Raw genomic sequence first — 23,709 nt, forward strand, 5'->3', positions numbered from 1 at the left:
GCGTCTGCCCACGCTCGCTCCATGACCGCTTGATATCCTCAGCACTAACGGTAGGACAAGAAGCCTGCAGGTAAGATTGCGCTGATGCGGCGCCGGCGTTGTTGCGCCTGCGCATGTGCGCGAGGGGAGGCGAACATGGCAGAACACCACACGGCGCTCGCGGCGGTGCGAGCCGGTTTGCGCCGGCTTCCGTTGGTGGCGTTGCTCATGCTCGCCGTGGGCGTATCGGCTTTCGCGTTCATGCTCATGTATCGCCATGTGCAAGAGACCCGGGGCGAGGGTGCGATCGATTCTCCGTCGGCGCTTGAGACCGTCTATGCAGACAGCGTTCCGGCGTCCGGGCGCTTTACCAAGCAGATCGCGTTAACGTGCTTTGGCGCAACGGGCACTACGGATCGCGACACAGAGGTGACCAGCGACCTGCTGTGGGACGATTCCTGGTTCTTTAACGATCCCGCCCAATACAACCATGAGCTGGCGCGCGCGGCGTTGACGCTCTCGACGCTGGCGTACTCGGAATCCGCCTACTACCAAGACGCGGACAACAATCTGCCCTACATGGAAAACGCCCTTCATGAGCTTGGGTTCTTTGAAGTGTCAACCGAGTCGTACAGATATCGCAGCCAGGTGGTGGACGAGCTGCTCGACGTGGTGACCCAGCAGTCGGACGGCATCGCCTACACGCTTGCTCGCAAGCAGGTCATGGATGGCGACGGTAACGAGCGCGAGCTAATCGCCGTGGCGATACGCGGCAGTTATGGCTCTGAGTGGCTCAGCAACTTCAACCTCACTGACGCTCAGGCTTCAAGCGCGGCAGCATCGCTCGCGGCAGAGCGCGAAGGCGACCACAGCGGCTACCTTGCCGCTGCGATGGAGATTGCGGACGAGCTCGAGTTGTGGCGCCGCGAGGCGTATGCGCGCGGCCATAAGGTATCGATCCTTCTGTGCGGTCACAGTCGCGGCGGCGCGGCGGCAGGCGTGCTCGCCGCCATGCTCGATGACCAGCAGGAGTCCGCAAGCGATGCGGCGGCTGCCGGATTCTTGGCGGGCGAGGGGGACAATATCTATGCCTATACCTTCGCGTCACCTAGAACCACGGTTAGCGCCAGCAATTCGGCTCTGCGCTACGCCAATATCTTCAACATCTTGAACCCCGCCGATCCCGTCACCAAGTTGCCCTTGGAGGCCTGGGGCTACCAGCGCTACGGCGTCGACGTCTGGCTTCCATCTGTGGACGAGGAAGGGTTTGAGGAGCGCCACGCCGCCATGCGGAGTGCGTTCACAAAGCTGACGGGCGACAAGAGCACATATGATCCGCAGGTAGAGACCGTTATGGATGATCTTGTTGAAGAGCTGGGGCGCTCCATCCCCACGGCGGATGCGCTTATGACGCCGGTGGGCGTCGCCACGCTGGCGGGAACCTGCGCGCTCAGACTCGATCCAACGACGCTTCTGCTGGGACACTATCCCAGCGTCTACATGGCGTGGATGCAAACGGTCGACTGGTAAAGTTGCCTGCTCAAACAGATGATAACAATCCGGTTCCCGCGTAGCGAGACAATGCTTCTCGGCCACCCCGCCAGGACTCCTCATCGAGCCGGTCTTTGTGTACGACAGCGCATACACCCCACAGGCGGGGCGGCCGTTCTTTCGAATCGACCGGCTATTTCCAGTTGCCTCAGCGAGGTCGGTAGCCGATAGGTCGTCGCTGCCTATATAATCGAATAGCTTTACCGCAGACGGCCGGCTGGCTTTATTACTCGCGTCTCAGCACCGCCACCGTTTCCACGTGCGTCGTATGCGGGAACATGTCGACAAGCGACAGGCGCTCCAAGTGATAGCTGCCCTGCATAAGGTGCTGCAGGTCGCGGCATTGCGTTTGGGGGTTGCAGCTTATGTACGTGATGCGCCGGGGGGCGAGGCTTATGGCCGCGTCGAGGAACTCCGGCGTAGAGCCGGCTCTGGGCGGGTCGATGGAGAGCACATCGATGCGGCGCTCCTCCCGCGCGGCCTCCAGCATGAACTCCGTGGCGTCTTTGGCGACGAACTCGCACGAGTTGGCCAGACCGTTGAGCTCGGCGTTCGCCTTCGCATCGATGATGCCGGCGGCGTTGCGCTCAACGCCCAACAGGGAGATGGACGCGCCGCGCTCGCGAGCGTCTGCAGCGGCGCACAATCCTATGGTTCCGCTGCCGCAATAGGCGTCCATGAGGACATCGCCCTCTGTTAGCGCCATACCATCGATGGCCAATTGGTAGAGCAGCTCTGTCTGCTGTGGGTTTGTCTGGTAGAACGCGGTGGGGGAGATCTCGAAGGTGCATCCCAGCAGCTTGTCCCGCATGCGGGGGGAGCCCGCTATCACGCGCGTCTCGCCGCCCAGGATGGCGTTGGTGACGCGCGGGTTTATGTTTTGCGCTACGCAGGTGATGCGCGGATCGAGCTGCATAGCGCGAAGCGCCAACTCGTCCAAATGCGGCACATCGCGGCGGCTGGTGACCAGCGTGAGTACGCCCTGGTCTGTCTTCCAGCCCAGCCGCAGCACCGCGTAGCGCAAGATGCCCTGGTGACTGTCCTCGTCATATGCCGGAATACCAAGCTCTTGGGCTATACGGGCAACGCCGTTGAGGATCTCTCTGGCGCCCGGCGCCTCGACTATGCAGTTGGGAACTTCGATGATGCGATGCGTTCCGCGGGCGAAGAAACCGCATCGCACCTCGCCGTGCTCGCCGGGCGCGAAGGGCGTTGCCGCTTTGTACCGGAACGCGCGCGGTGACGCGATCTTGCCGTCCCCCGCTCGTCCGCCCATGCCAAAGATGGGTTCCAGCTCGCGAACATCGCTGCGGCTGGAATCGAGGACGGGCTGGAACAGCTCCTGCATAGCGGTCTGCTTGCGGGCGAGTTGCTTGCGGTAGGGAAGGCCCAGCCATTCGCAGCCTCCGCACGCGCGCATGAGCGGGCAGGGGCCATCGGATTGTGGGCAGGGCGTGGAGTTCTTTTGCGCGGCGTGATTGCCGGGGCGATGCTTGGGGTTGCCGCCTCGCCCGCGTGCGCGACCATCCGCGGGCTTGCGTGATGCGTGGCGCGCACCGGATCCGTTGTGCGGGTGCTTAGTGGATGGCATGGGTGCCCTCGGCTTTCATGTGTTTGCAAGGGGAATATGCCCCCGGTACTGGTGTGACGTGCGTTTATTAAGCATAGCAAAGGGCGCGCTGCCGCGTGCGCGCGTGGCGTCGCTCCATGCTCTTGCCGCATGCCGGTGCAGGATTTGGGCGAGCTTCAGCAAGGGCTTTGGTGCGCGGCGCCCCGCCCAAACAGCCCGGCGTCACACGGCTTGACCGTGGGCTGGGTGGACATCAAAGAGCTTGCGGGCGAGAGGGCAACGAAAAAAGATTCTTGACACTGGTGGCGAGCAAGTGCATCATGCCAAACCAATAGTTCAAATATTTTAGATAAAAATACTTAACTAAAAAGTTTGAACGAAGACCCGTGACGCCGGCGACACCGCGCCGGAGCAAGAGAGAGGACCAACCATGGCATTCGATTTCGACAAGCTGGCTTCTATCATTTCCGAGACCCTGGGCTGCGCTCCCGACAAGGTGGTGCGCGAGGCCAAGCTGGACGAGGACCTGGGCGCCGACTCCCTGGCGGCTATGGAGCTGGTCATGGCCGTTGAGGAGGCTTTTGACATCGAGATCACCGATACCCAGCTTGACCAGTTCAAGACCGTGGCCGACCTTGCCGACTACGTAGAGGCCCAGCTTTAAGTCGCGCACGTGCGCAGCGGGCGTGGTTCAGGGGGCGAGAAATGAACAACAAAGAGGTAATCGAGCTGATCGAGCGCTTTGCCGCAAGTGGTCTTGCGCATATGAGGGTTCAGACGGGCGGCACCACGGTCGAGCTGGATCGCTGCGCCGCCGCGGCTGCAGCGCCGGGCGCGACGGTCGCGGTCGCGACGCCGGGCGGTCCCGTGCCTGCCGAGCCCGCGCCCGTCATTGCAGAGGCCGCGCCGCCCTCGCCGGAACCCCAGGGCCCGTGCATCACCGCGCCGTTGGTGGGCACGTTTTACGCCGCCCCCGCCCCGGACAAGGCTCCGTATGTTGCCGTGGGCGATCGCGTGGTCGCCGGGCAAACCGTCTGCCTGCTTGAGGCCATGAAGATGATGAGCGAGGTCACGGCCCCCTGCGATTGCGTAATAGAAGAGATCCTGGTTGCGGATGGCGAGCTGGTCTCATATGAAGCGCCGCTCATCCGCTACCGCACGGTATAGGGGAGCCCATGTTCAAGCGAATGTTGATCGCCAACCGCGGAGAGATCGCCGTGCGCATCCTGCGCGCCTGCCGAGAGCTTGATATCGACCCTGTAGTGGTCTATTCCCAAGCGGATAAGGATTCGCTGGCCGTGCAGCTGGCCGAGCATTCTTGGTGCATTGGACCCGCCCGCGCGCAGGATAGTTACCTTAACCAAGATGCGCTGCTCACGGTCGCCAAGGCGACGGGCTGCGAGGCGGTGCACCCGGGGTATGGCTTTTTGTCCGAGAACGCCGACTTTGCAGATGCCTGCGCGCGCGAGGACCTGGTGTTTGTGGGGCCTTCCGGCGACGTGATGCGCGCCATGGGCAACAAGGCTGCGGCTCGCGAGCTCATGCAGCAAGCGGGCGTGCCCGTGGTGCCGGGTTCTGAGGGCGGCATTGCCACGGCGGCGGAGGCGGCGCGCGTCGCGGACGCCATCGGATACCCCGTGCTCATCAAGGCGGCGGCGGGCGGAGGCGGACGCGGCATGCGTCGCGTGTTCGATCCCGCCCAGCTCGAGCAGCTCTTTGAAGAGGCGCGCGCGGAGGCCCGGGCGTGTTTTGGGGACGATGAGATGTACCTGGAGAAGCTGGTGCTCAACCCACGGCATATCGAGTTCCAGATCATTGCGGACACGCAGGGCAACATCGTCCACTTGGGCGAGCGCGATTGCAGCGTGCAGCGCAGAAGCCAAAAGATGGTAGAGGAGTCGCCCTCGCACGCGCTGGATCAAGACCTGCGCCAGCGCATGGCGGTCTCTGCGGTGGCGGCCGCGCGAGCTGCGGGCTATGTCAACGCGGGCACCATCGAGTTTGTGCTCGATCCTTCCGGTGCGTACTACTTCATCGAGATGAATACGCGCATCCAGGTGGAGCATCCCGTGACCGAGATGGTGAGCGGCATCGATTTGGTGCGCGAGCAGATTCGCATCGCCCAGGGCCTGCCGCTCAGTGTGACGCAGGAGCAGGTTGAGCTGCGCGGCCACGCCATCGAGTGCCGCATCAACGCGGAGGATCCGGCGCGCGGGTTCGCGCCCAGCCCCGGGCATGTGGGCCTGGTGCACATGCCGTCGGGCTGCGGGGTGCGCACGGATTCGCTGCTGTACAGCGGCTGCGAGCTGTCGCCCTATTACGACTCGCTGGCGGCTAAGGTGATTGTCCACGCGCCAACGCGCCTTCAGGCGATCCGCCGCATGCGCCGAGCGCTCGAGGAGTTCACGGTGCAGGGCCCCGCAACGACGGTGGACGTGCTGCATCAGATTATGTATCACCCCCAGTTTGTGCGCGGTAGCTACAACACATCGTTTTTGGATCAAAACTTGGACGAGTTGCTTGCGTGGAGCTCGTATGGCAAGGAGGCGTAAAGGCGCATGGCTGGCTTTTTGGAGGAGCGCCGTCGCAGGATGGTGGCCTTAAAGGGGCTCCGTCGGGGTATTCCGGCGCGCGGTATGGCCGAGCTCGCCGCGGGGCCGTCGGGCGCTGTTGCGGGCGGGGCGCCGTCCTTGTCATCGTCCACCGCCTGCCCTGCATGCTCGCGCGATATAGCGGCGGCGGATCTTGCGCAGAACCGGCTGGTGTGCCCTTATTGCGGCCACCACTTTGCCCTGGCCGCCCGCGAGCGCATCGCGCTGGTGGTGGATACGGGCTCGTTTAAAGAGGCAGACCGCGCCCTGGCGACTACGGATCCGCTGGAGTTTCCCGGGTACGTGGACAAGGTTCGCGGGCTTTCGCGAAAGACGCACCTGGCAGATGCGCTGGTAGCGGGCACGGCGCGCATTGGTGGATGCAAGGTCGCCATAGCGGCGATGGATACGCGCTTTTTGATGGGCAGCATGGGTGCTGCGGTGGGCGAGAAGCTTGTCCGGCTGGTTGAGCGCGCCGCCAAGGGGCGCCTGCCGCTGGTGGTCTTTTGCGCAAGCGGTGGGGCGCGCATGCAAGAGGGCGCCGTCTCGCTGATGCAGATGGCCAAGACCACGGTTGCGCTGCGCGAGTTTTCCCAGCGCGGCGGGCTGTTCATCTCTGTTATGACCAATCCCACCACGGGTGGCGTCACGGCGAGCTTTGCAAGCTTGGGCGATGTGACGCTGGCGGAGCCCGGAGCGCTCATTGGTTTTGCCGGGCCGCGCGTGATCGAGCAGACCATTGGTGAGAAGTTGCCCGATGGCTTTCAAACGGCGGAGTACCTGCTAGAGCACGGCTTTATTGACCAGGTGGTGCCCCGCGCCCGCATGAGGGCGACGCTGGCGCGCCTGCTGGCACTGTACGGAAGGGAGGTTGAACGCGTTGGATAGCGAGAATGTCGAGCCCGCGATGCAGCCGGGCGCGCCCCTCACGGCCGCACAGCGCGTGGCGCTTGCCCGAGAACCGCAGCGCCCGGGGGTGGCCGAAGTGGTCGATGCCCTATTCGAGGACTTTTTCGAGCAGCGCGGCGACCGCCTGTGCGCGGACGACCCCAGCATCATGGGAGGCATCGCCCTGTTCCACGGCCGTCCCGTCACGGTCTTGGGCAACCGCAAGGGGTCCACGGTGGAGGACCGCGTGCGCTTCAATTTTGGCATGGCGACGCCGGAGGGCTATCGCAAGGCCCAGCGAGTCATGCTCGATGCAGAGAAGTTCGCCCGCCCGGTGCTGACGTTTGTCGATACCCCGGGCGCCTACCCCGGTCTAGAGGCGGAGGCGCGCGGCCAGGGCGAGGCCATCGCCCGCACCATCAGCGTGATGAGCGGTCTGCGCGTGCCCGTGATCAGCGTGGTCATGGGCGAGGGCGGCAGCGGCGGCGCTCTGGCGCTGGCGGTGGGCAATCGCGTGCTCATGCTGGAGAACGCGGTGTATTCCGTGCTGTCGCCGGAGGGGTTCGCGAGCATTCTGTGGAAGGACGCCTCGCGCGCGGATGAGGCGTGCGAGGTCATGAAGCTTACCGCCGCCGATCTGCTTGAGCTGGGCGTAGTCGATGGCGTGATACCCGAGCCCGCCGGCGGCGCGCACCTCAACCCCCAGGCGCTTATGCAGACGTTGGACGCGGTGTTGACGCGCGAGCTGGCGGCGTTTGAGAAGAAGGGCGCTGCGGCTGTGGCTCGCGAGCGCGCGGAGCGGTTTCGCGCCATAGGCTCGTCCGCGGTGAGAAGGGGGCGCGTATGAGCGGCGTCAAGCTGGTGGGCACGGGGTCGGCGCTGCCCGCGCGCAGGGTCACCAACGATGACATGGCGCGCATGGTCGACACTTCTGATGAGTGGATTTCTGAGCGCACGGGTATTCGCGAGCGCCGGTTTTTGGACGAGGATTCGCTCGACGGTCATTTTGATCTGGCGGCGACCGCGGCCCGTCGCGCGCTGGACGCTGCGGGGATCGATCCGCAGCAGGTGGGCGTGTGCCTGGTGGCCACGTTTACCGCGCAGACGGCAACGCCGTCCGTAGCGTGTCGCCTGCAGGCGGATCTGGGCCTGCCGCAAGACGCGTTTTGCCTAGATATCAATGCGGCGTGCGCGGGCTTTGTTTACGGCATGCACGTTGCCCAGTGCCTGCTGCCCACGGCGCGCTCTCCCTATGCGCTGGTTGTTGGTGCGGAGGCCTTGAGCCGCGTGCTTGATTTTACCGACCGTACCACCTGCGTGCTCTTTGGCGACGGCGCCGGTGCGGCGGTGCTGCGCTATCAGGAAGATGCTCCCTCGCTCGGCTGCGTGTGGGGGTCGCGCGGCGACGCGGAGTCGCTGTGGGTACCGGGCGTGTCCTCGTCCGCGCCTTCTTACCTGCATATGGATGGACGAGCGGTCTTTCGCTTTGCCACCAGCGTTCTGCCGGCGTGCGCACAAGAGGTGCTTGACCGCGCGGGGCTGGACGTCGACCAGGTGGACCGCTATGTGTTCCACCAGGCAAACCAGCGCATCATCGACGTTGTTGTCAAAAAGCTGGGAGCGGATCCCGCCAGGTGCCGGGGCAACATCGCGGACGTGGGCAACACGTCTGCCGCCAGCGTGCCTCTGCTGCTTGATCAGCTGGTGCGTTCCGGCGAGCTGGCGGGTGGCCAGCGCGCGATGTGCCTGGGGTTTGGCGCTGGCCTTACATGGGCGGGCGCCTTGATAGAGCTTGCTTAGACGAATGGAGATAGCAATGAAGCTCAACGAGCTGCTGGGAACCGAGTTCCCCATCATCCAAGGTGGCATGGCCAACGTCGCCACCGGTGCGTTCGCCGCGGCTATGTCCAACGCGGGAGCGCTGGGTCTGGTGGCAGCCGGCGGCATGGACGCCCCCGCGCTGCGCCGGCAGATTCGCCAGGCCCGCGCGCTCACTACGCGGCCCGTTGGCGTGAACCTCATGCTCATGAACCCGCACGTCGACGAGCTCGCCCGCGTGGTGGTGGAAGAGGGCGTAAGCGTGGTGACCACCGGCGCCGGCAACCCCGGCAAGTACATGGACGCCTGGAAAGAGGCGGGCATCAAGGTGTTCCCCGTGGTGGCGGCGCCCGTCTTGGCCCGTCGACTGGCGCGTTATAGCATCGACGGCGTGATCGCGGAGGGAACGGAGAGCGGCGGACACGTGGGCGAGACCACCACCATGGCGCTGGTGCCGCAGGTGGTCGACGCGGTCGACGTGCCCGTGATCGCGGCGGGTGGCATCGCAGACGGTCGCCAGATGGCGGCGGCCCTTGCCCTGGGCGCGTGCGGCGTGCAGGTGGGCACCTGCCTGCTGGCTAGCGAGGAGTGCCCGGTGCATGACAACTACAAGCAGCTGGTCATCAAGGCGGGCTCAAACGACACCGTGGTGACGGGCCGCTCGTCTGGCGCGCCGGTGCGCGTGCTCAAGAACAAGATGGCCCGCGAGTACCTGGCGCTGGAGCAGGCCAATCCTTCGCGTGACGAGCTCGAGGCGATGACGTTGGGGTCGTTGCGCCGCGCGGTGGCAGATGGCGACTTAGATACCGGCAGCTTTATGGCGGGCCAGGTGGCGGCCATGGTACACGGCGTTCGTCCCGCCCGCGAGATCTTTCAGCAGATGGTGGACGAGTGCTGTCGCGTGTGCGCATCGCTTGGGCGGCTTGCGGGCGCGGGCGTCGCCGCTGCCTGCGGGCCTGCTGTCGGTGTCGCGCCAGCCGCCGGTGCCGCGGCCGCCGCGCATGTGAACGAGGAGGGGGAGTAGATGAGCCTCGCGTTTCTCTTTGCCGGCCAGGGCTCGCAGCATGCGGGCATGGGTCGCGACCTGTACCAGGCCTACCCGGAGTTTCGCGCCGCGCTGGATGAGCCGCGGCTGTCCTTTGACCTGAAGGCGCTCATGTTTGATGGGGACGAGGCGACGCTCGCCCAAACCGAGTTCACCCAGCCCTGCATGGTGGCGTTTGCCGTGGGCCTTGCGCGCGTGCTCAACGGCCTGGGCGTGCGACCGGATTATGTGGCAGGTCTCAGCCTGGGCGAGTACTCCGCGCTGGCTTGCGCCGGCGTGTTCGATGGGGCGCAGGCGGTGGAGCTCGCGGCGTTTCGCGGGGCGGCCATGGAGCGCGCCGCCGCCGGGCGCGATACGGCCATGGTCTCTGTCCTCGGGCTCGATCGTGCAGACGTAGAGCGCTGCGTGGCCGCGGCTGGGGAGCAGGCGGCGCCGGCGGTGGTAGAGGTCTCCAACTACAACTGCCCCGGCCAGACCGTGATCGCTGGCGATGCCTCGGCGGTCGCGTGCGCGGTGGAGCTGCTGCGTGCCGCCGGCGCCCGCCGTTGCGTGCCGCTTAAGGTGAGCGGCCCCTTCCATACCTCGCTTCTGGCACCTGCGGGCGACGAGCTTCGCGAGCGGTTGGCGGGCATGGAGCTTGGGCCCATGCGTATCCCCGTGCTGTTCAACTGCCTTGGTCGCGAGATGGGCCCGCGCGACACGGTACCGGAGCTGCTCGAGCGTCAGGTGCAAACCGCGGTGCGCATGCAAGAGACCATCGAGCGCCTGGCGCAGTTGGGCGTGGACACGGTGGTTGAGATTGGTCCGGGTCGCGTGCTGAGCGGCCTGGTGCGCCGGGTCGCGCCGCAGATGCGCGCGATAGCGGTTGAGACGTGCGAGGACGTGGAGGGTCTCCTCGTCCAGTTGAAGGGAGCCAACAATGGCTGATGAGATGAAGGAGACCGGCGCTAGGACCGCCGTGGTAACCGGTGGCAGCCGCGGCATTGGACGAGCGATCTGCGTTGAGCTGGCGTCGCGCGGCATGAACGTGGTGTTCTCCTTTGCGGGCAACAAGCAGGCGGCGCAGCAGACCGTGGAGCTGGTCCAGGCGGCGGGCGCCGGCGCCGTGGCCGTGCAGGCGGATGTGGTGAGCGCCCAAGCGGCGTCGCGGCTGATCGCATCCGCGCGCGAGGCGTTTGGCGGGGTGGACGTGCTGGTGAACAACGCCGGCATCACCCGCGACAAATTGGCGGCGCGTATGGGGGCGGACGAGTTCGAACAGGTGGTGGCGACCAATCTCACGGGCGCGTTTCTGTGCGCGCACGAGGCACTTCGCCCCATGATGCGCGCTCGCTGGGGCCGCATCATCAACCTGAGCAGCGTAGTTGCCCTGCGCGGCAACGCCGGCCAGGTGAACTACGCGGCGAGTAAGGCGGGCCTCATCGGTATGACCAAGTCGCTGGCGCGCGAGGTGGCGTCTCGCGGCATCACGGTCAACGCCGTGGCGCCGGGCTTTATCGAGACGGATATGACCGCGGCCATGCCGCAGGCGGCAAGGGACTTCATGTGCTCGGGCATTCCGGCGGGGCGCGCGGGGACGCCGCAGGACGTGGCGCGCGCCGTGGCGTTTTTGGCATCGGACGAAGCGTCGTACATCACCGGCCAGGTGCTTTGTGTCGACGGCGGCATGGCGATGTAGGCGATCTGGGCAGAAGGGAACAACCATGAAACGCAGGGTAGTTATCACCGGCATGGGCGCCATCACGCCCTTGGGCAACTCCGCCGAGGACACGTGGGCCGCGGCGCTGCGGGGAACGTGCGGCATCGGCCCCATCACCCGCTACGATGCGAGCGCGCAGAGGGTGCACCTGGCCGCAGAGGTGAAAGACTGGAGCGCGGCCGACGCCCTGGGCGCGCAGGAGTCCAAGCACCTGGCGCGCTTTACCCAGCTTGCCCTGGCCGCCGCGCGCGAGGCGGTGGAGGCGAGCGGCCTTGATCTGGATGCTGTGGACCGCACGCGCGCCGGCGTCTCTGTATCCAGCGGCATCGGCGGCGTGGAAGAGACCGAGAACCAGCAGACGCGCTGCTTGGCCCGCGGCTTCGACCGCTGCTCGCCCTTCTACATCCCCATGGGCATCTCCAATATGGCCGCCGGCAACATCGCCATCGCCTTTGGCTTGCAAGGCATGTGCACCTGTCCCGTGGCTGCGTGCGCCGGCGGCTCCAACGCGGTGGGCGATGCGTTTCGCCATATTCGCGACGGCTACGCCGAGGTTATGGTCGCCGGAGGCACGGAGGCAGCGATCACGCCGTTGAGCGTGGGCGGCTTCACCACCATGCGCGCGCTGCACGTGGGCGACGACCCCTCCTGCGCCTCCATTCCCTTTGACGCCCGACGCAGCGGGTTTGTTATGGGCGAGGGTGCCGGCATGCTGGTGCTGGAGGAGCTGGAGCACGCCCGGGCACGCGGCGCCGGAATCATCGCGGAGGTTGCGGGCTACGGCGTGACATGCGACGCCCATCACATCACCTCGCCCGCTCCACAGGGCGAGGGCGGTGCGCGCGCCATGGCGCAGGCTTTGGACGATGCCGGCGTGACCCCCGATCAAGTTGATTACATCAACGCGCACGGCACCTCCACCTCGCTCAACGATAGCTGCGAGACCGCTGCCATCAAGACGCTTTTTGGTCCGCGCGCCTACGAGATAGCAGTGAGCTCCACCAAATCCATGACCGGGCACCTGCTGGGAGCCGCGGGCGCGGTGGAGGCCGTGCTGTGCGCCCAGGCCCTGCGCGACGGCGCGGTGCCGCCCACCATCAACTACCGTGAGGCGGATCCCGCCTGCGACCTTGACTACGTGACGGAGGGCGCGCGCCGCATGCCTGTGCGCTACGCGCTGTCCAACTCGCTGGGGTTTGGCGGCCACAACGCCTGCCTGCTGTTTAAGAAATGGGAGGGCTAAGATGCTCAAACTCGACTCCAACCAGATCGCCAGCGTTTTGCCGCATCGGTTTCCGCTTGCCATGGTCGACCGCATCGTGGACGGGGAGGCGGGCGAGTGGGCGCGCGGCATCAAGTGCGTCAGCGTGGCCGACCCCGCGTTCATGGGGCATTTTCCGCAGTACCACGTAATGCCGGGCGTGCTTATAATTGAGGCGCTTGCACAGGTTGCGGCCGTGGCGATGCTCTCGCTTCCGCAGAACAGCGGTCGCATTGGTTTTCTGGGCTCGGTAAACAAGGCGCGCTTCCGCCGCCAGGTCACCCCCGGCGACGTGCTTACACTTGAGAGCCGCATCACGCGCGTACGCGGTGACTTCGCCTTTGTGGAGGGTGTCGCCCGCGTGGACGATGAGGTGGCTGCCACCGTTGAGCTTGCGCTGGCGCTTGGCCCCGTGCCGGAGTAGCGCGCGAAACCTTGCAAGCGATGGGAGTTGTTGAAGCGGAAACGAGGTTGCGCATCATGGCAGAAAACGAGTTGGAGAAGCGGTTCGCCGTGGTGTACTCTAAGTTTAAGCTGCACTTTTACCAAGAGACGTTCGCGCGGTTTCAAAATCGCGAGGCGAGCCTTACCACGGTGGAGGCGTTCGCCATGGAGGCGATCTATGCGCTGGGGTCGCCCACGGTGAAGGAGTTCGCCGACTTCATGCGCGTGTCCTCGTCCAACGCGGCGTACAAGATCGCAAGCTTGGTGCGCAAAGGGTATGTGGAAAAGGTCCAGTCCGAGGAGGACGGCCGCGAGTACCACCTTATGCCCACCCAGAAATACCTGGACTACTACAACATCAGCAGCGACTACATGCGCACGGTCATGGGCCGCCTTCGCGAGCGGCTCACGCCCGACCAGCTAGATGGCCTAAGCGACCTGCTCAAGATGATGAGCGACCTTATGACCGAGGTGGCGTTGCCCGGAGAGGGCGAGGGCGCTGAGGGCGATGAGTAGGGTGGATGCCGGCTCGCCGGCGCGCTGCGTGGGCGACGAGAACGGGATGCCCGCAGCGCCCGCGGTACGCGAGGCGCTTGAACGGCTGGCCGCGTGGACGGACCCGCGCGAGGTGGTGTCCATGACGGAGTCGCTGCGGCTTGGCCGTGCGCGCGTGGACCATGTGTCTGCGGACGGCGTGTTGCTCTACCTGCCCTCGTCCCAAAACTATCTGCACGCCGCGGTGGATGATGCCGCCGCACGGCGCGTGCTTGCTGGCGCGGCCCGTGAGCTGGGCGATTCTGTGGTGCTGTTTGCGGACGCCGACCACGCGGTCGCGTGCGGCTATGCGGAGGAATCGATCACGCGCTACCGGGTGTGCGTGTACGAGGGCACGGAGCCTCCTTCCGTGCAGGGGTCGCTTCGCATCGAGCGCTTGGGCGTGGAGTGGCTGGATGCGGTCGCCACCCAGTACGATGGACTGCCAAGAGAGGATATTCTGCGGCACCTGGCGGACGGCTGGGTGTACGGAGGCTTCGACGTCGCCGGCGATCTGGTGGGATTTATTGGCGAGCATGATGAGGGGACCATAGGCATGCTCGAGGTTCTCGCACGGTATCGCCGGCGCGGCTACGCCCGCGAGCTGGAGGGCGAGGCGATTGCGCGCATGCTCGCCGCGGGCCGCGTGCCCCAGGGGCAGGTGGTGCTGGGGAACGAGCCCTCGTTTGCCTTGCAGCGCTCGCTGGGGATGACGGTGCTGCCCGGCGTGCAGTGCTGGGTGTGCTGACCGGAGCGAGTTATACGCCTCATGACCAAGGTGCGAGCTGCTTGAAAGCGGTGCGAGAGGAGAGGTGCAAAATAACGTCTTAGTGCGGGAAGGCGGAATGTCAAAAAGTGCGTTAGTGCGGAGATTTGGTCAAATAGCGCGTTAGTGCGGATTGAAGGCGATCTGACGGACCTGCCTTATACATCGAGCAGCATCGCCCGATTCTTCTAGCTTGGGCGATGCGGACGCCCTATTCATAGGGTACCATTGCTATCTCTCGTCCGGACCGCACTAAGGCATTATTTGACACGATTTGAACCGCACTAAGCGACTATTTGTCCCAACCTCCGCACTAAGCGATTATTTGGCACACCGGCCGCATCGCACTAACGCATTATTTGGTCCAGCATGCGGCGCGCGCGGGCGATCCTTGGAGCGCGCGACATGCTATGGGCAAGCAGGCTGTTGAGCCTGGTCCGCGAGCTGGGGGATGGCGACCAAGGGCGCCCCCGCTCTCTTCATTGATGAAAAGAGCACCTACTTTTTTCATCAAAATGAGCTTGGCTGAAGGTTGCCTAGCATGATGCATGTCTGGCGAAAGGCGCTTAGGGCTTTCCGTCAGAGCCCGTCCTGCGCACCGCTTGGCGAAAGTACGGGTTGCGCTCGCCCTCATAAGGGTAGGCTGGGGCACATAGGACAAAAGGACGGTGCGCTCGCGGCGTTAAGCGGCGCACGTTCGAGGCCTTGGCTTTTGGGCTTTTTGGCAGCGCGGTGCCTGTACATCCGCGTTTACCCGCTCCGCGCGGTACGGCAGGGCGACCCGCCCACGCGCCGTCCGTGCGCGGAGAGCTTGGGGACGGCGACCCGGTGCCCCTAAAGACCCAATCGACCCTGGCTTCGCGCATGAGCCGCCCATCACCCGCGTCCACGCACGTTCGCGACCAGCTCTGGCGCGGGCACTTGTGCGGCCGCGCGGGGCGAAAGGGAGGTTATTATGGGCGCGCCCAAGACCGACAACGTGAGGAACGTGGTGCTCGTAGGCCAAGGCGGGGTGGGCAAGACCTCGCTCGCGGAGGCCATGCTTCACCTTTCTGGCAAGACCGCCCGTCTGGGCGGCCACGCAGGCACCAAGCCTACCCTCGATTACGACGCTGAAGAGGTCAAGCGCGAGTTCTCAATCTCGACCGCTATCGCGCCGATCGACTGGAAAGACGTCCGCATCAACGTTTTGGACGCCCCCTGCTATCCCGACTTCATCGGCGACGCCTACGCGGCCATGAGCGTTTCTGAAAGCGCCCTGTTTGTGGTCGACGCCGCCGCCGGCCCGCAGCCCACTACCGTCAAGCTTTGGTACGCGGCCGAGGATCTTCGCCTGGCGCGCGCCGTCTTTGTGAATCGCGTCGACAAGGAAAACGCCGATTACGAGGCGTGCATGGAGCTCCTGCGCGAGCGCTTTGGCATGCGTCTTGGCGCCGTCACCCTGCCTTGGGGCGTGGGCGATGACTTCCACGGCATTATCGACCTGGTCCGCATGAAGGCCCGCCAGTGCGAGGGCACCAAGCAGACCGAGTCCGAGATTCCGGAGGAGTACCGCGCCCAGGCCGAGGCCGCGCACGAGACTCTGTGCGAGCTGGTCGCCGAGGCCGATGACGAGCTGATGGAGAAGTACCTTGAGGGCGAGGCCCTGACCCAGGACGAGGTCGAGGGACTGCTCTCCAAGGCGATCGCCGAGCGCATCTTCGTCCCGGTCTTTGCCGGCAGCTGCATCAAGGAACAGGGTGTCAACTCCCTTATGGATGACATCGCGTCGTACTTCCCCGCGCCCACCGACTACGGCGAGATGCCCCTTATCGACGGCGACAAGCTCAAGATCTCCTCTGAGGACGAGCGCCCCGTCGTCTTTGTCTTCAAGACCTTGAACGACCCCGGCCAGGGTCGACTGTCCTTTATCAAGGTCCTCACCGGCACCATCGAGCCCGGCATGGAGCTGGTCAACGCCCGCACCCGCAAGGGCGACCGCATGTCGCACCTCTACGTTATGTGCGGCCGCGAGATGACCGAGGTCGGCCACGCCTACGCGGGCGATATCGTTGTCGTTCCCAAGATGAACGCGGAGACCGGCGATACCCTGTCCGTCTCCGGCAAGGTGGAGGCCGCCGCCTTCAAGTTCCCCAACTCCCAGTACCGCATCGCCATCGAGGCGGAGAACCGTGGGGACGAGGAGAAGCTCTTCACGTTTATCGAGAAGGCGTGCGATGCCGATCCCACCATGAGCATCGACCGCGACGAGGAGACCGGCCAGACCATCATCTCCGCCGTGGGCGAGGCCCAGGTTTCCGTCCTGCTCAATCGCTTGGAGGAGCGCACCAAGGTCGAGGCCCACATAGTCCCCATCCGCATCCCGTATCGCGAGACCATCCGCCGCGTCGCCAGCGCCCAGGGTCGCCACAAGAAGCAGACCGGCGGCGCCGGCCAGTTTGGCGATTGCTACCTGCGCGTCGAGCCGCTTGTCGACGGTACCGACTATGAGTTTGTGGACGAGGTTGTGGGCGGACGCATTCCGCGCTCGCTGATCCCCGCAGTCGATCGCGGCGTCCAGGAGACCATGAAGGACGGCATCATCGCCGGCTACCCGCTCACGGGTATTCGCGTCGCCTGCTACGACGGCTCCTATCACCCCGTCGACTCCAACGAGATGGCGTTCCGTACCGCCGCACGAATTGGTCTCAAGAAGGCCTGCGCCGACGCCGACCCCGTGATCCTCGAGCCCATGATGGACATCACGGTCACCATTCCGGAGAGCTACGCCGGCGCCGTGATGGGCGACGTATCCGCCTCCCGCGGCCGCGTAACCGGCATGGACACCAACAAGCAGGGCGACACCGTGGTCAACGCTACCGTGCCCTACGCCGAGCTGGTTGACTACGCAACCCGCCTGCGCTCGCTCACCCGCGGCACCGGCGACTTCACCATGGAGCCCGCCGGCTACGAGCAGGTGCCCTATGACGTGCAGAAGCGCCTGGTCGAGTTCTACGAGCACTCCCGCGCGCAGGGTCGCTAGGTTTCAGGGCGGACGGTCCGGTCGCGCTCCGCTTGGATGGCGTTGCCGTCCCGTTAGATGTTTTCGCAACTCGATGGGGTGGGCCCTGGTGGGTCCGCCCCTTTCTCGTCCGCATTCATGGTAAATGGATATGGCGTAAGTAGCATATGGAGGAGCCATCAGCGCGTCCATATCAACGTGCTATTATGTGTGCAGTTCAAACGGCTTGGGCCGCCCGTGAGCGTCCTTTGCCCCAAGGTATGAGTTTAGGCTTGAGTTTAGGCATGAGAGAGGAAACGACATGCTGAATGCGATCGAGATTTCGCCCAAGGTCTGGTGGGTTGGCGGCATCGACTGGAATGAGCGCCTGTTCCACGGCTACACCACCGAGGCCGGCATCACTTACAACGCGTATCTGATCATGGACGAGAAGATCACGCTGATCGACACCTGCAAGGCGACCTTCTCCAACGAGCTGGTCCAGCGCATCTCCCAGGTTGTCGACCCCGCCAAGATCGACGTGGTTATCACCAACCATGTCGAGATGGACCACTCCGGCTCCCTGCCCGTAATCCACAAGATCGCTCCCAACGCGCAGATCTACGCTAGCGCCGGCGCGGGCGTCAACGAGGTCAAGGCCCACTTTGGCATCGAGGCAACGCCCGTCAAGAGCGGCGATACCCTGAACATCGGCGAGCGCACCCTCACCTTTGTGACCACCCCCATGGTCCACTGGCCGGACAACATGGTCACCTATTCCGACGTCGACCAGATTCTGTTCTCCAACGACGCCTTTGGTCAGCACTACGCCACCACCAAGCGCTTTGATGACGAGAACGACCTGTGCGAGATCATGAAGCAGGCCAAGAAGTACTACGCCAACATCGTGTGGCCGTACGGCATGCAGGCGCACAAGGCGCTCGAGGCGGTCAAGGGTCTTGAGCTCAAGATGATCGCCCCCAGCCACGGCTGCATCTGGCGCTCCCACATCGACAAGATTCTGGAGAAGTACGAGGCTTGGACCACGTACCAGACCGAGGAGAAGGCCGTGGTGGTCTTTGACTCCATGTGGCACTCCACCGAGATGATGGCTCGCGAGATCTGCGACTCCTTCATTGCCGAGGGCATCTCCGCCAAGCTGATCGACGTCAAGGCCTCTCATATCTCCGATATCATGACCGATCTGTGCGATGCTCGCTACGTTGCCGTTGGCTCGCCTACCCTCAATTCCAACATGCTGCCCACCGTCGCCAGCTTCCTTACCTACATGCGCGGCCTGTCGCCCAAGAACGACCAGCGCATCGGTCTGGCATTTGGCTCCTATGGTTGGGCCCCGCTTGGTCCCAAGCAGGTGTACGACGAGCTTGAGAAGGCTAAGTTCAACCTGCCCGTGCCGGTTATCACCCAGCAGTGGATCCCCAGCGAGGAGAACCTTGCCGAGCTGCAGGCCACCGTCAAGAAGATCATCGAGGATGCCCGCGCTTAGCGCGTGTCGTCCCTGATGGCAGGCTAAAGGCCCTTATCCAAAGTCTTGTCGCTACGCGTCGGTTCGAGTACGGACCGGCGCGTTTTTTATGCCGCTTGCTCAAATGCCGCGGCGACCGCGCGCCATGCCTGCGGCAAGGGAGGCCTTCGTCCACCGTTTGCCTGCGAGCGACCGCGCGTCCTGTTAGCCGCTTGCCAGCTGGCGGTCAGCGCGCTGTCAGGATATTTCCAACGGCCGAAAAACCATCCTGCTGCCGTTGACCCGGATCGCCCGCTTTGCGAAAACCCAGGATAGGAGATGCGTATAGCGCCTAGTTATCGGAGGGTCGCCATGGGAATCAGGTATAAGTTTGAGCGCTTGTTTGGCAGATCCCTGCGCGGCGGTGCAAAGATCGCCCTCTTCATCGACATAGCCTTTGGTGTGGCGGGAACCATCTTTGCGCTGTGGACCAGCGTCCGCCCGCGGGTTGACGACTACGGAAACGCTGCGCCATCGCTGTGGGAGCAATGCGGCGCGCTCGAGGTCCTGGGCGGCTCGCTGCTCGTTGGTCTCATGGGCTTTGTTCTCGCGTTTGCGTTGCATATGGGGGTGCGGTATCTCAAGCATCTGTGGAAGAGCTCCGCCTTGGGCGGTCTCCATTTGATGAGAACGCCATTTGGACGTTTTTTCAGGGGCAAATCTTAGAAAAAAGCGTCCAAATGGCGTTTTCAAGAAAATGACCCCCTTTCGCGCCGCCGCCGCTGCCGCACCCTGCCGCCGTCCTCCGCGAAGCGCACACGCGGGGGCATGCCTGGGGAGGCGCGCTACCGCTTAGCGAAAAATGTTACCCAAGCGGAAAGATAGGCAAATGATATCTCTCCACAGGTGTACCATAACTCCATATGGCTCAAAGACCGGGTGATTGAGGGGTCCCTATGGCTTTGCTTGGCGTATTGATCGCGATCCCGCTGGTGGTCGCGGCACTCATGCTGTTTCTCAAGCAGGACAGCCAACGCGATCCGGTTGCGATTGCGGGCGCGGGCGCGACGGCGCTTGCGGCTATCGCAACGGGCGTGCTCTATATGAACAATCCGCAGTTTTTCGTGATGTCTCCGGGCTTGTCGCTCACGGGCAACTACGTGGCGGTCGCCATCGACCTGTTGCTTTGCGCGGTGGTGCTGGTGTACGCGGTTCGTTGGCGCAACCCATTCGCCATGGCGATCGGCGCGGTGCAGATGGTCGCTTCCATCTGGTGCGGGTCTTTGGCGATGGCGCCGGAGGACGCATTCGCGGCCCCCATGTACATCGACAACCTGTCGGTCATCATGGTGCTCATCGTCGGCATCGTGGGCAGCGTCATCTGCGTTTACGCCCTGGGCTACATGAAGGATTTCCAGCATCATGAGGACGCGGCAGCTGCGCGCGAGGGCCGCGAGCCGCATGATCGCCGCAACAAGTTCCTGGCGCTTATGTTTCTCTTTCTGTCTGCGATGTTCGTCATCGTCCTCTCCGACAACATGGACTGGATCCTCGCCGGCTGGGAGATCACCACGGTCTGCTCGTTTCTTATGATCGGCTACACGCAAACGCCCGAGGCTAAGAAGAACGCCCTGCTGCAGATCAACCTCAACATGGTGGGCGGCCTGGCGTTCCACATCGCCGTGATCTACCTGCACACCATCCACGTGCCGCTGTCCATCAACGCCATGCCCGCCATTGCCCAAAGCGCGGATTCGTGGGCGATGATCATCCCGTTGATGCTTCTCTCCGTCGCTGGCCTCACCAAGGCGGCGCAGATGCCGTTCCACAAGTGGCTGCTGGGCGCCATGGTCGCGCCCACTCCCACCAGCGCGCTTTTGCACTCGTCCACCATGGTCAAGGCGGGCGTGTTCCTGCTGGTCAAGCTGGCTCCGCTGTACCTTATCTATCCCGTGGCGTCCTTTATGGTGGTGGGCGTGGGCGGCATCACCTTTGTGCTGTGCAGCTTCATGGCCATCTCGCAGAGCAACGCCAAGCGCGTGCTGGCGTACTCCACCATCGCCAACCTGGGCCTTATCTCCGCGTGCGCGGGCGTGGGCACCTCCGAGGCCGTGTGGGCGGCCATCTTCCTCATCATCTTCCATACCGTGTCCAAGTCGCTGCTGTTCCTGTGCGTGGGCACGGTCGAGCATCGCATCGGCAGCCGCAACATCGAGGACATGGACGGGCTCTTCGCCCGCCTGCCGCGCCTTACCCGCCTGATGATGCTGGGCATCATGGGCATGTTCGTCGCGCCGTTTGGCATGCTCATCTCCAAGTGGGCGACGCTGGTTTCCTTTGCGGAGACCGGCAACGTCATCTTCTTGATCTTCCTGGCGTTTGGCTCTGCCGCCACGTTCTTCTTCTGGGCAAAGTGGCTGGGCAAGCTGGCCGGCGTGCCGCAGAGGGCTGAGAACGCCGAGGGCGGCGTGCACCGCACCGAGTGGTTTGCCGTGGGTACCATCTCCGCCCTGCTCATTGGCTGCTGTTTGCTGCTGCCGGTGATCTCCCAATACGTGATTGGGCCCTACCTGCAAGAGGTCTTCCAGATGGTGCCGCGCCTGATCGACGTGGACAATCTGGTTATCATGGTCGCTATTGTCCTGTTTATCGCCATCGTCCTGCTCACCCCGTGGGGCCGCGACAGCAAGAAGAAGCGCATTGCCGTCTACCTGGGCGGCACATGCACGGATCCGGACGGTCGCCAGTACCACGGCTCCATGGGCCGCACCATGACCTCGTCCAAGCGCAACTGGTACATGACGGATATCTTTGGCGAGGACAAGCTGTCGCCCGCCGGCACCGTGATCACCGCCGCCTTGATGCTCATGAGCTTTGCCGCATGCTTTATCTTCGATGTCTCATTCCTGGCCGGCGGCGCGTTCTTTGTGGAGCGCACCGTGCAGCTGGTGGGACCGGGGCTGCCGGGTATTCTGCTGGGCATCGTGGTCTTCGCCGTGGTAGCGCCCGTTGCCGGCTGCCTGCTGGACGGCCTTGACCGCAAGGTATCGGCGCGCATGCAGGGCCGCGTGGGCCCGCGTCTGCTGCAGCCCTATTACGACGTTCGCAAGCTGCTGCGAAAGGAGCAGGCCAGCGTCAACGCCATCGATGAGGCGTACATCACCTGCGCGCTCATCTTCTGCGCCATCGCCGGCGGCATGTTCATCAGCGGCTCCAACCTGCTTATGTGCGTGTTCCTGGTAACGCTCGCCACGCTCTTTGTCATCATCGCTGCGTACTCCGCGCGTTCCCCCTATGCGGACACCGGCGCCGACCGCGAGTGCCTGCAAGTCATGAGCTACGAGCCCATGCTGCTCATCATGACGGTGGGCTTCTTTACCGCCACGCAGTCGTTCGATACCGCGCAGCTTACGCGCCTGGACGCGCCCATCATCCTCTCGCTGGTGCCCATCTTTATAGGCCTGCTGTTCATCCTTACCATCAAGCTTCGCAAGTCGCCGTTCGATCTGTCCTATAGCCATCATGCTCACCAGGAGCTGGTCAAGGGCATCACTACGGAGATGAGCGGCCGCACCTTGGCAAAGATCGAGATCCTGCACTGGTGCGAGAGCATCCTGTTCCTCATGTGGGTGGGCATGTTCTTCATCTGGAACTCTCCGGTTTCCATCGCGGTCGCGGTTGCCGTGGTGGCGCTCACCTGGTTCTTCGAGGTGTGGATCGACAACAACTTCGCTCGCGTCAAGTGGCAGGCGTGCCTTAAGTCCGCTTGGCTGGTGGCGCTGGTTATGGGCGTGGTCAACCTGTTCTACGTCCTTATCACCCCGTTTATCTAAGAAGACATCTAAAAGGAGGTGCCAACTATGGGCTACTCATCCAAATCGCCATGGCTGATCCATTACGATGGATCGAGCTGCAACGGCTGTGACATCGAGGTGCTCGATTCGCTGACGCCGCTCTATGACATCGAGCGCTTTGGCATCATCAACACCGGTAATCCCAAGCACGCGGACATCTTCTTGGTGACCGGGTCCGTGAACCATCAGAACATCAACGTGGTCAAGCACATCTACGAGCAGATGCTCGAGCCCAAGGTGGTTGTGGCGTGCGGAGCGTGCGCCTGCACCGGCGGCGTGTTCCGCGAGTGCTACAACGTGCTGGGCGGCGTGGACAAGGCGATTCCCGTGGACGTGTACGCCCCGGGTTGCGCCGTTCGCCCGGAGACCATCATCGACGCGGTGCTGCAGGGCGTGAAGATTCTGGACGAGAAGGCCGAACGTATGCGCCAAGGGCTTCCCGTCAACGGGGTCGACGCCGCGGCCGATGCGTGCGCTGCCGCTGCAGACGCCGCCGCGTCCGGTGCGAAAGAGTAGGGGAGTGTAGATGTATACCACTACGTTTGTGGAGACGCCGCTGTCTGACCTGCTGACGCGCGTGCAGACGCTCAAGCACGACGGCATTCGCTTTGTGCAGATGTGCGCCGAGAAGGATTCGCAGGATAACATCGACCTGCTCTACACCTTCTACGACGAGACCATGGAGAACGCGCTTAACCTGGTGGTGCCGCTGAAGCCGGGTGACAAGGTGCCGTCGATCCAGGAGATGTACTTCGCCGCGTTCTCGTATGAGAATGAGACGCATGACCTGTACGGCGTGCGCTTCATCAACATGAAGCTGGACTTTGGCGGGCACTTCTTCAACTTGGCCGCGGAATCGCCCATGACCATCATCTCGCCCGAGCAGCGCGCCGCCCGTGAGAAGGCTGCCAAACTCAAGGCAGCACAGGAAGCCAAGGCCGCCAAGGCCGCCGCTGCCGCCCGCGAGGCCGCCGAGGCCGCGAGCGCCGAGCGCGCGCTGAACACGTCCGCGGCCCAAGCGGATGCCGCTGCAGTCGCCGCCGTGAACGCCACCGTGCCTGTCGCGGCGTCTGGCGAACCGCGCGCTGCCGAGCGCGCCGCCGCCCCGGCATCGCCCGAGGACCGCGCCGCGAAGATGGAGGCAAAGCTCGCCGCTATGGATCCCGAGAAAGCCGCGAAGATTCGCGCCGCGTTGGCTGCCAAGGGCGTTAAGGCCGCGCCCGCAGATTCCTCGTCCAAAGACAATAAGAAGGAGGGGGAGTAA

The 23,709-nt window shown here is 64.0% G+C and carries 21 protein-coding genes; 20 read left to right on the plus strand and 1 reads right to left on the minus strand.

All coding sequences use genetic code 11. The features are described from left to right. The first annotated feature begins 135 nt into the window (after positions 1-135). On the plus strand, positions 136-1,509 hold the full coding sequence (locus B3H65_RS01985) for a lipase family protein (protein WP_286683915.1): 1,374 nt from the start codon (positions 136-138) through the stop codon (positions 1,507-1,509). Between the two features lie 247 nt (positions 1,510-1,756). Here B3H65_RS01985 and rlmD read toward each other — a convergent pair whose 3' ends face one another. Further along, positions 1,757-3,121 (minus strand): 23S rRNA (uracil(1939)-C(5))-methyltransferase RlmD, encoded by a 1,365-nt coding sequence (rlmD, locus tag B3H65_RS01990; protein WP_286683916.1) that lies wholly within the window; start codon positions 3,119-3,121, stop codon positions 1,757-1,759. Between the two features lie 409 nt (positions 3,122-3,530). On the opposite strand from rlmD, the gene acpP reads away from it, so the two are divergent. The 19 genes from acpP (at position 3,531) to B3H65_RS02085 (ending at position 23,709) form a co-directional block, all read left to right on the plus strand. After that, on the plus strand, positions 3,531-3,764 hold the full coding sequence (gene acpP / locus B3H65_RS01995; RefSeq protein ID WP_286683917.1) for an acyl carrier protein: 234 nt from the start codon (positions 3,531-3,533) through the stop codon (positions 3,762-3,764). 41 nt (positions 3,765-3,805) lie between these two features. After that, positions 3,806-4,267, plus strand: a complete 462-nt coding sequence (accB, locus tag B3H65_RS02000) for an acetyl-CoA carboxylase biotin carboxyl carrier protein (protein WP_286683918.1) — start codon at positions 3,806-3,808, stop codon at positions 4,265-4,267. Positions 4,268-4,275: 8 nt separating this feature from the next. Then, on the plus strand, positions 4,276-5,652 hold the full coding sequence (accC, locus tag B3H65_RS02005; protein WP_286683919.1) for an acetyl-CoA carboxylase biotin carboxylase subunit: 1,377 nt from the start codon (positions 4,276-4,278) through the stop codon (positions 5,650-5,652). 6 nt (positions 5,653-5,658) lie between these two features. Further along, positions 5,659-6,579 (plus strand): acetyl-CoA carboxylase, carboxyltransferase subunit beta, encoded by a 921-nt coding sequence (accD, locus tag B3H65_RS02010; protein ID WP_286683920.1) that lies wholly within the window; start codon positions 5,659-5,661, stop codon positions 6,577-6,579. Continuing rightward, positions 6,572-7,426, plus strand: coding sequence for an acetyl-CoA carboxylase carboxyltransferase subunit alpha (locus B3H65_RS02015; protein WP_286683921.1), 855 nt, complete (start codon positions 6,572-6,574; stop codon positions 7,424-7,426). Before accD ends, B3H65_RS02015 begins: the two co-directional genes overlap by 8 nt. Beyond that, the gene (locus B3H65_RS02020; RefSeq protein WP_286683922.1) at positions 7,423-8,379 is read left to right on the plus strand and encodes a beta-ketoacyl-ACP synthase III; all 957 of its coding nucleotides are present in this window, start codon (positions 7,423-7,425) and stop codon (positions 8,377-8,379) included. The genes B3H65_RS02015 and B3H65_RS02020 overlap by 4 nt, the downstream gene beginning before the upstream one ends. Positions 8,380-8,395: 16 nt before the next feature. After that, positions 8,396-9,421: a nitronate monooxygenase gene (locus B3H65_RS02025; RefSeq protein ID WP_286683923.1), complete on the plus strand. Its 1,026-nt coding sequence runs from the start codon at positions 8,396-8,398 to the stop codon at positions 9,419-9,421. Then, entirely contained in the window at positions 9,422-10,369 is a 948-nt protein-coding gene (locus B3H65_RS02030; RefSeq protein ID WP_286683924.1) for an ACP S-malonyltransferase, read from the plus strand. It abuts the gene before it with no gap. Next, positions 10,362-11,120, plus strand: coding sequence for a 3-oxoacyl-[acyl-carrier-protein] reductase (fabG, locus tag B3H65_RS02035; protein WP_286683925.1), 759 nt, complete (start codon positions 10,362-10,364; stop codon positions 11,118-11,120). The genes B3H65_RS02030 and fabG overlap by 8 nt, the downstream gene beginning before the upstream one ends. A gap of 25 nt (positions 11,121-11,145) precedes the next feature. Then, positions 11,146-12,384 carry a beta-ketoacyl-ACP synthase II gene (gene fabF / locus B3H65_RS02040; RefSeq protein WP_286683926.1) on the plus strand — a complete coding sequence of 413 codons (1,239 nt, stop codon included), beginning with the start codon at positions 11,146-11,148 and terminating at the stop codon, positions 12,382-12,384. Between the two features lies 1 nt (position 12,385). Continuing rightward, entirely contained in the window at positions 12,386-12,826 is a 441-nt protein-coding gene (fabZ, locus tag B3H65_RS02045) for a 3-hydroxyacyl-ACP dehydratase FabZ (RefSeq protein ID WP_286683927.1), read from the plus strand. A 56-nt stretch (positions 12,827-12,882) separates the two neighbouring features. Then, a complete protein-coding gene (locus tag B3H65_RS02050; protein WP_009142069.1) occupies positions 12,883-13,362 on the plus strand; it encodes a MarR family winged helix-turn-helix transcriptional regulator in 480 nt (159 codons plus the stop codon). After that, on the plus strand, positions 13,355-14,128 hold the full coding sequence (locus tag B3H65_RS02055) for a GNAT family N-acetyltransferase (RefSeq protein WP_286683928.1): 774 nt from the start codon (positions 13,355-13,357) through the stop codon (positions 14,126-14,128). The genes B3H65_RS02050 and B3H65_RS02055 overlap by 8 nt, the downstream gene beginning before the upstream one ends. A 973-nt stretch (positions 14,129-15,101) precedes the next feature. Continuing rightward, positions 15,102-17,168 carry an elongation factor G gene (locus tag B3H65_RS02060; RefSeq protein WP_270242984.1) on the plus strand — a complete coding sequence of 689 codons (2,067 nt, stop codon included), beginning with the start codon at positions 15,102-15,104 and terminating at the stop codon, positions 17,166-17,168. Between the two features lie 280 nt (positions 17,169-17,448). Next, entirely contained in the window at positions 17,449-18,633 is a 1,185-nt protein-coding gene (locus tag B3H65_RS02065) for an FprA family A-type flavoprotein (RefSeq protein ID WP_286683929.1), read from the plus strand. A gap of 330 nt (positions 18,634-18,963) precedes the next feature. Next, positions 18,964-19,317 carry a hypothetical protein gene (locus tag B3H65_RS02070; protein ID WP_286683930.1) on the plus strand — a complete coding sequence of 118 codons (354 nt, stop codon included), beginning with the start codon at positions 18,964-18,966 and terminating at the stop codon, positions 19,315-19,317. A 230-nt stretch (positions 19,318-19,547) separates the two neighbouring features. Then, a complete protein-coding gene (locus tag B3H65_RS02075) occupies positions 19,548-22,424 on the plus strand; it encodes a proton-conducting transporter membrane subunit (RefSeq protein ID WP_286683931.1) in 2,877 nt (958 codons plus the stop codon). 27 nt (positions 22,425-22,451) lie between these two features. Beyond that, positions 22,452-22,961, plus strand: a complete 510-nt coding sequence (locus B3H65_RS02080) for an NADH-quinone oxidoreductase subunit B family protein (protein ID WP_286683932.1) — start codon at positions 22,452-22,454, stop codon at positions 22,959-22,961. A 10-nt stretch (positions 22,962-22,971) separates the two neighbouring features. Then, a complete protein-coding gene (locus B3H65_RS02085) occupies positions 22,972-23,709 on the plus strand; it encodes an NADH-quinone oxidoreductase subunit C (RefSeq protein WP_286683933.1) in 738 nt (245 codons plus the stop codon).

Origin of the sequence: Collinsella sp. UBA1693 (genome assembly GCF_002320115.1) — a bacterium.
GTDB lineage: Bacteria > Actinomycetota > Coriobacteriia > Coriobacteriales > Coriobacteriaceae > Collinsella > Collinsella tanakaei.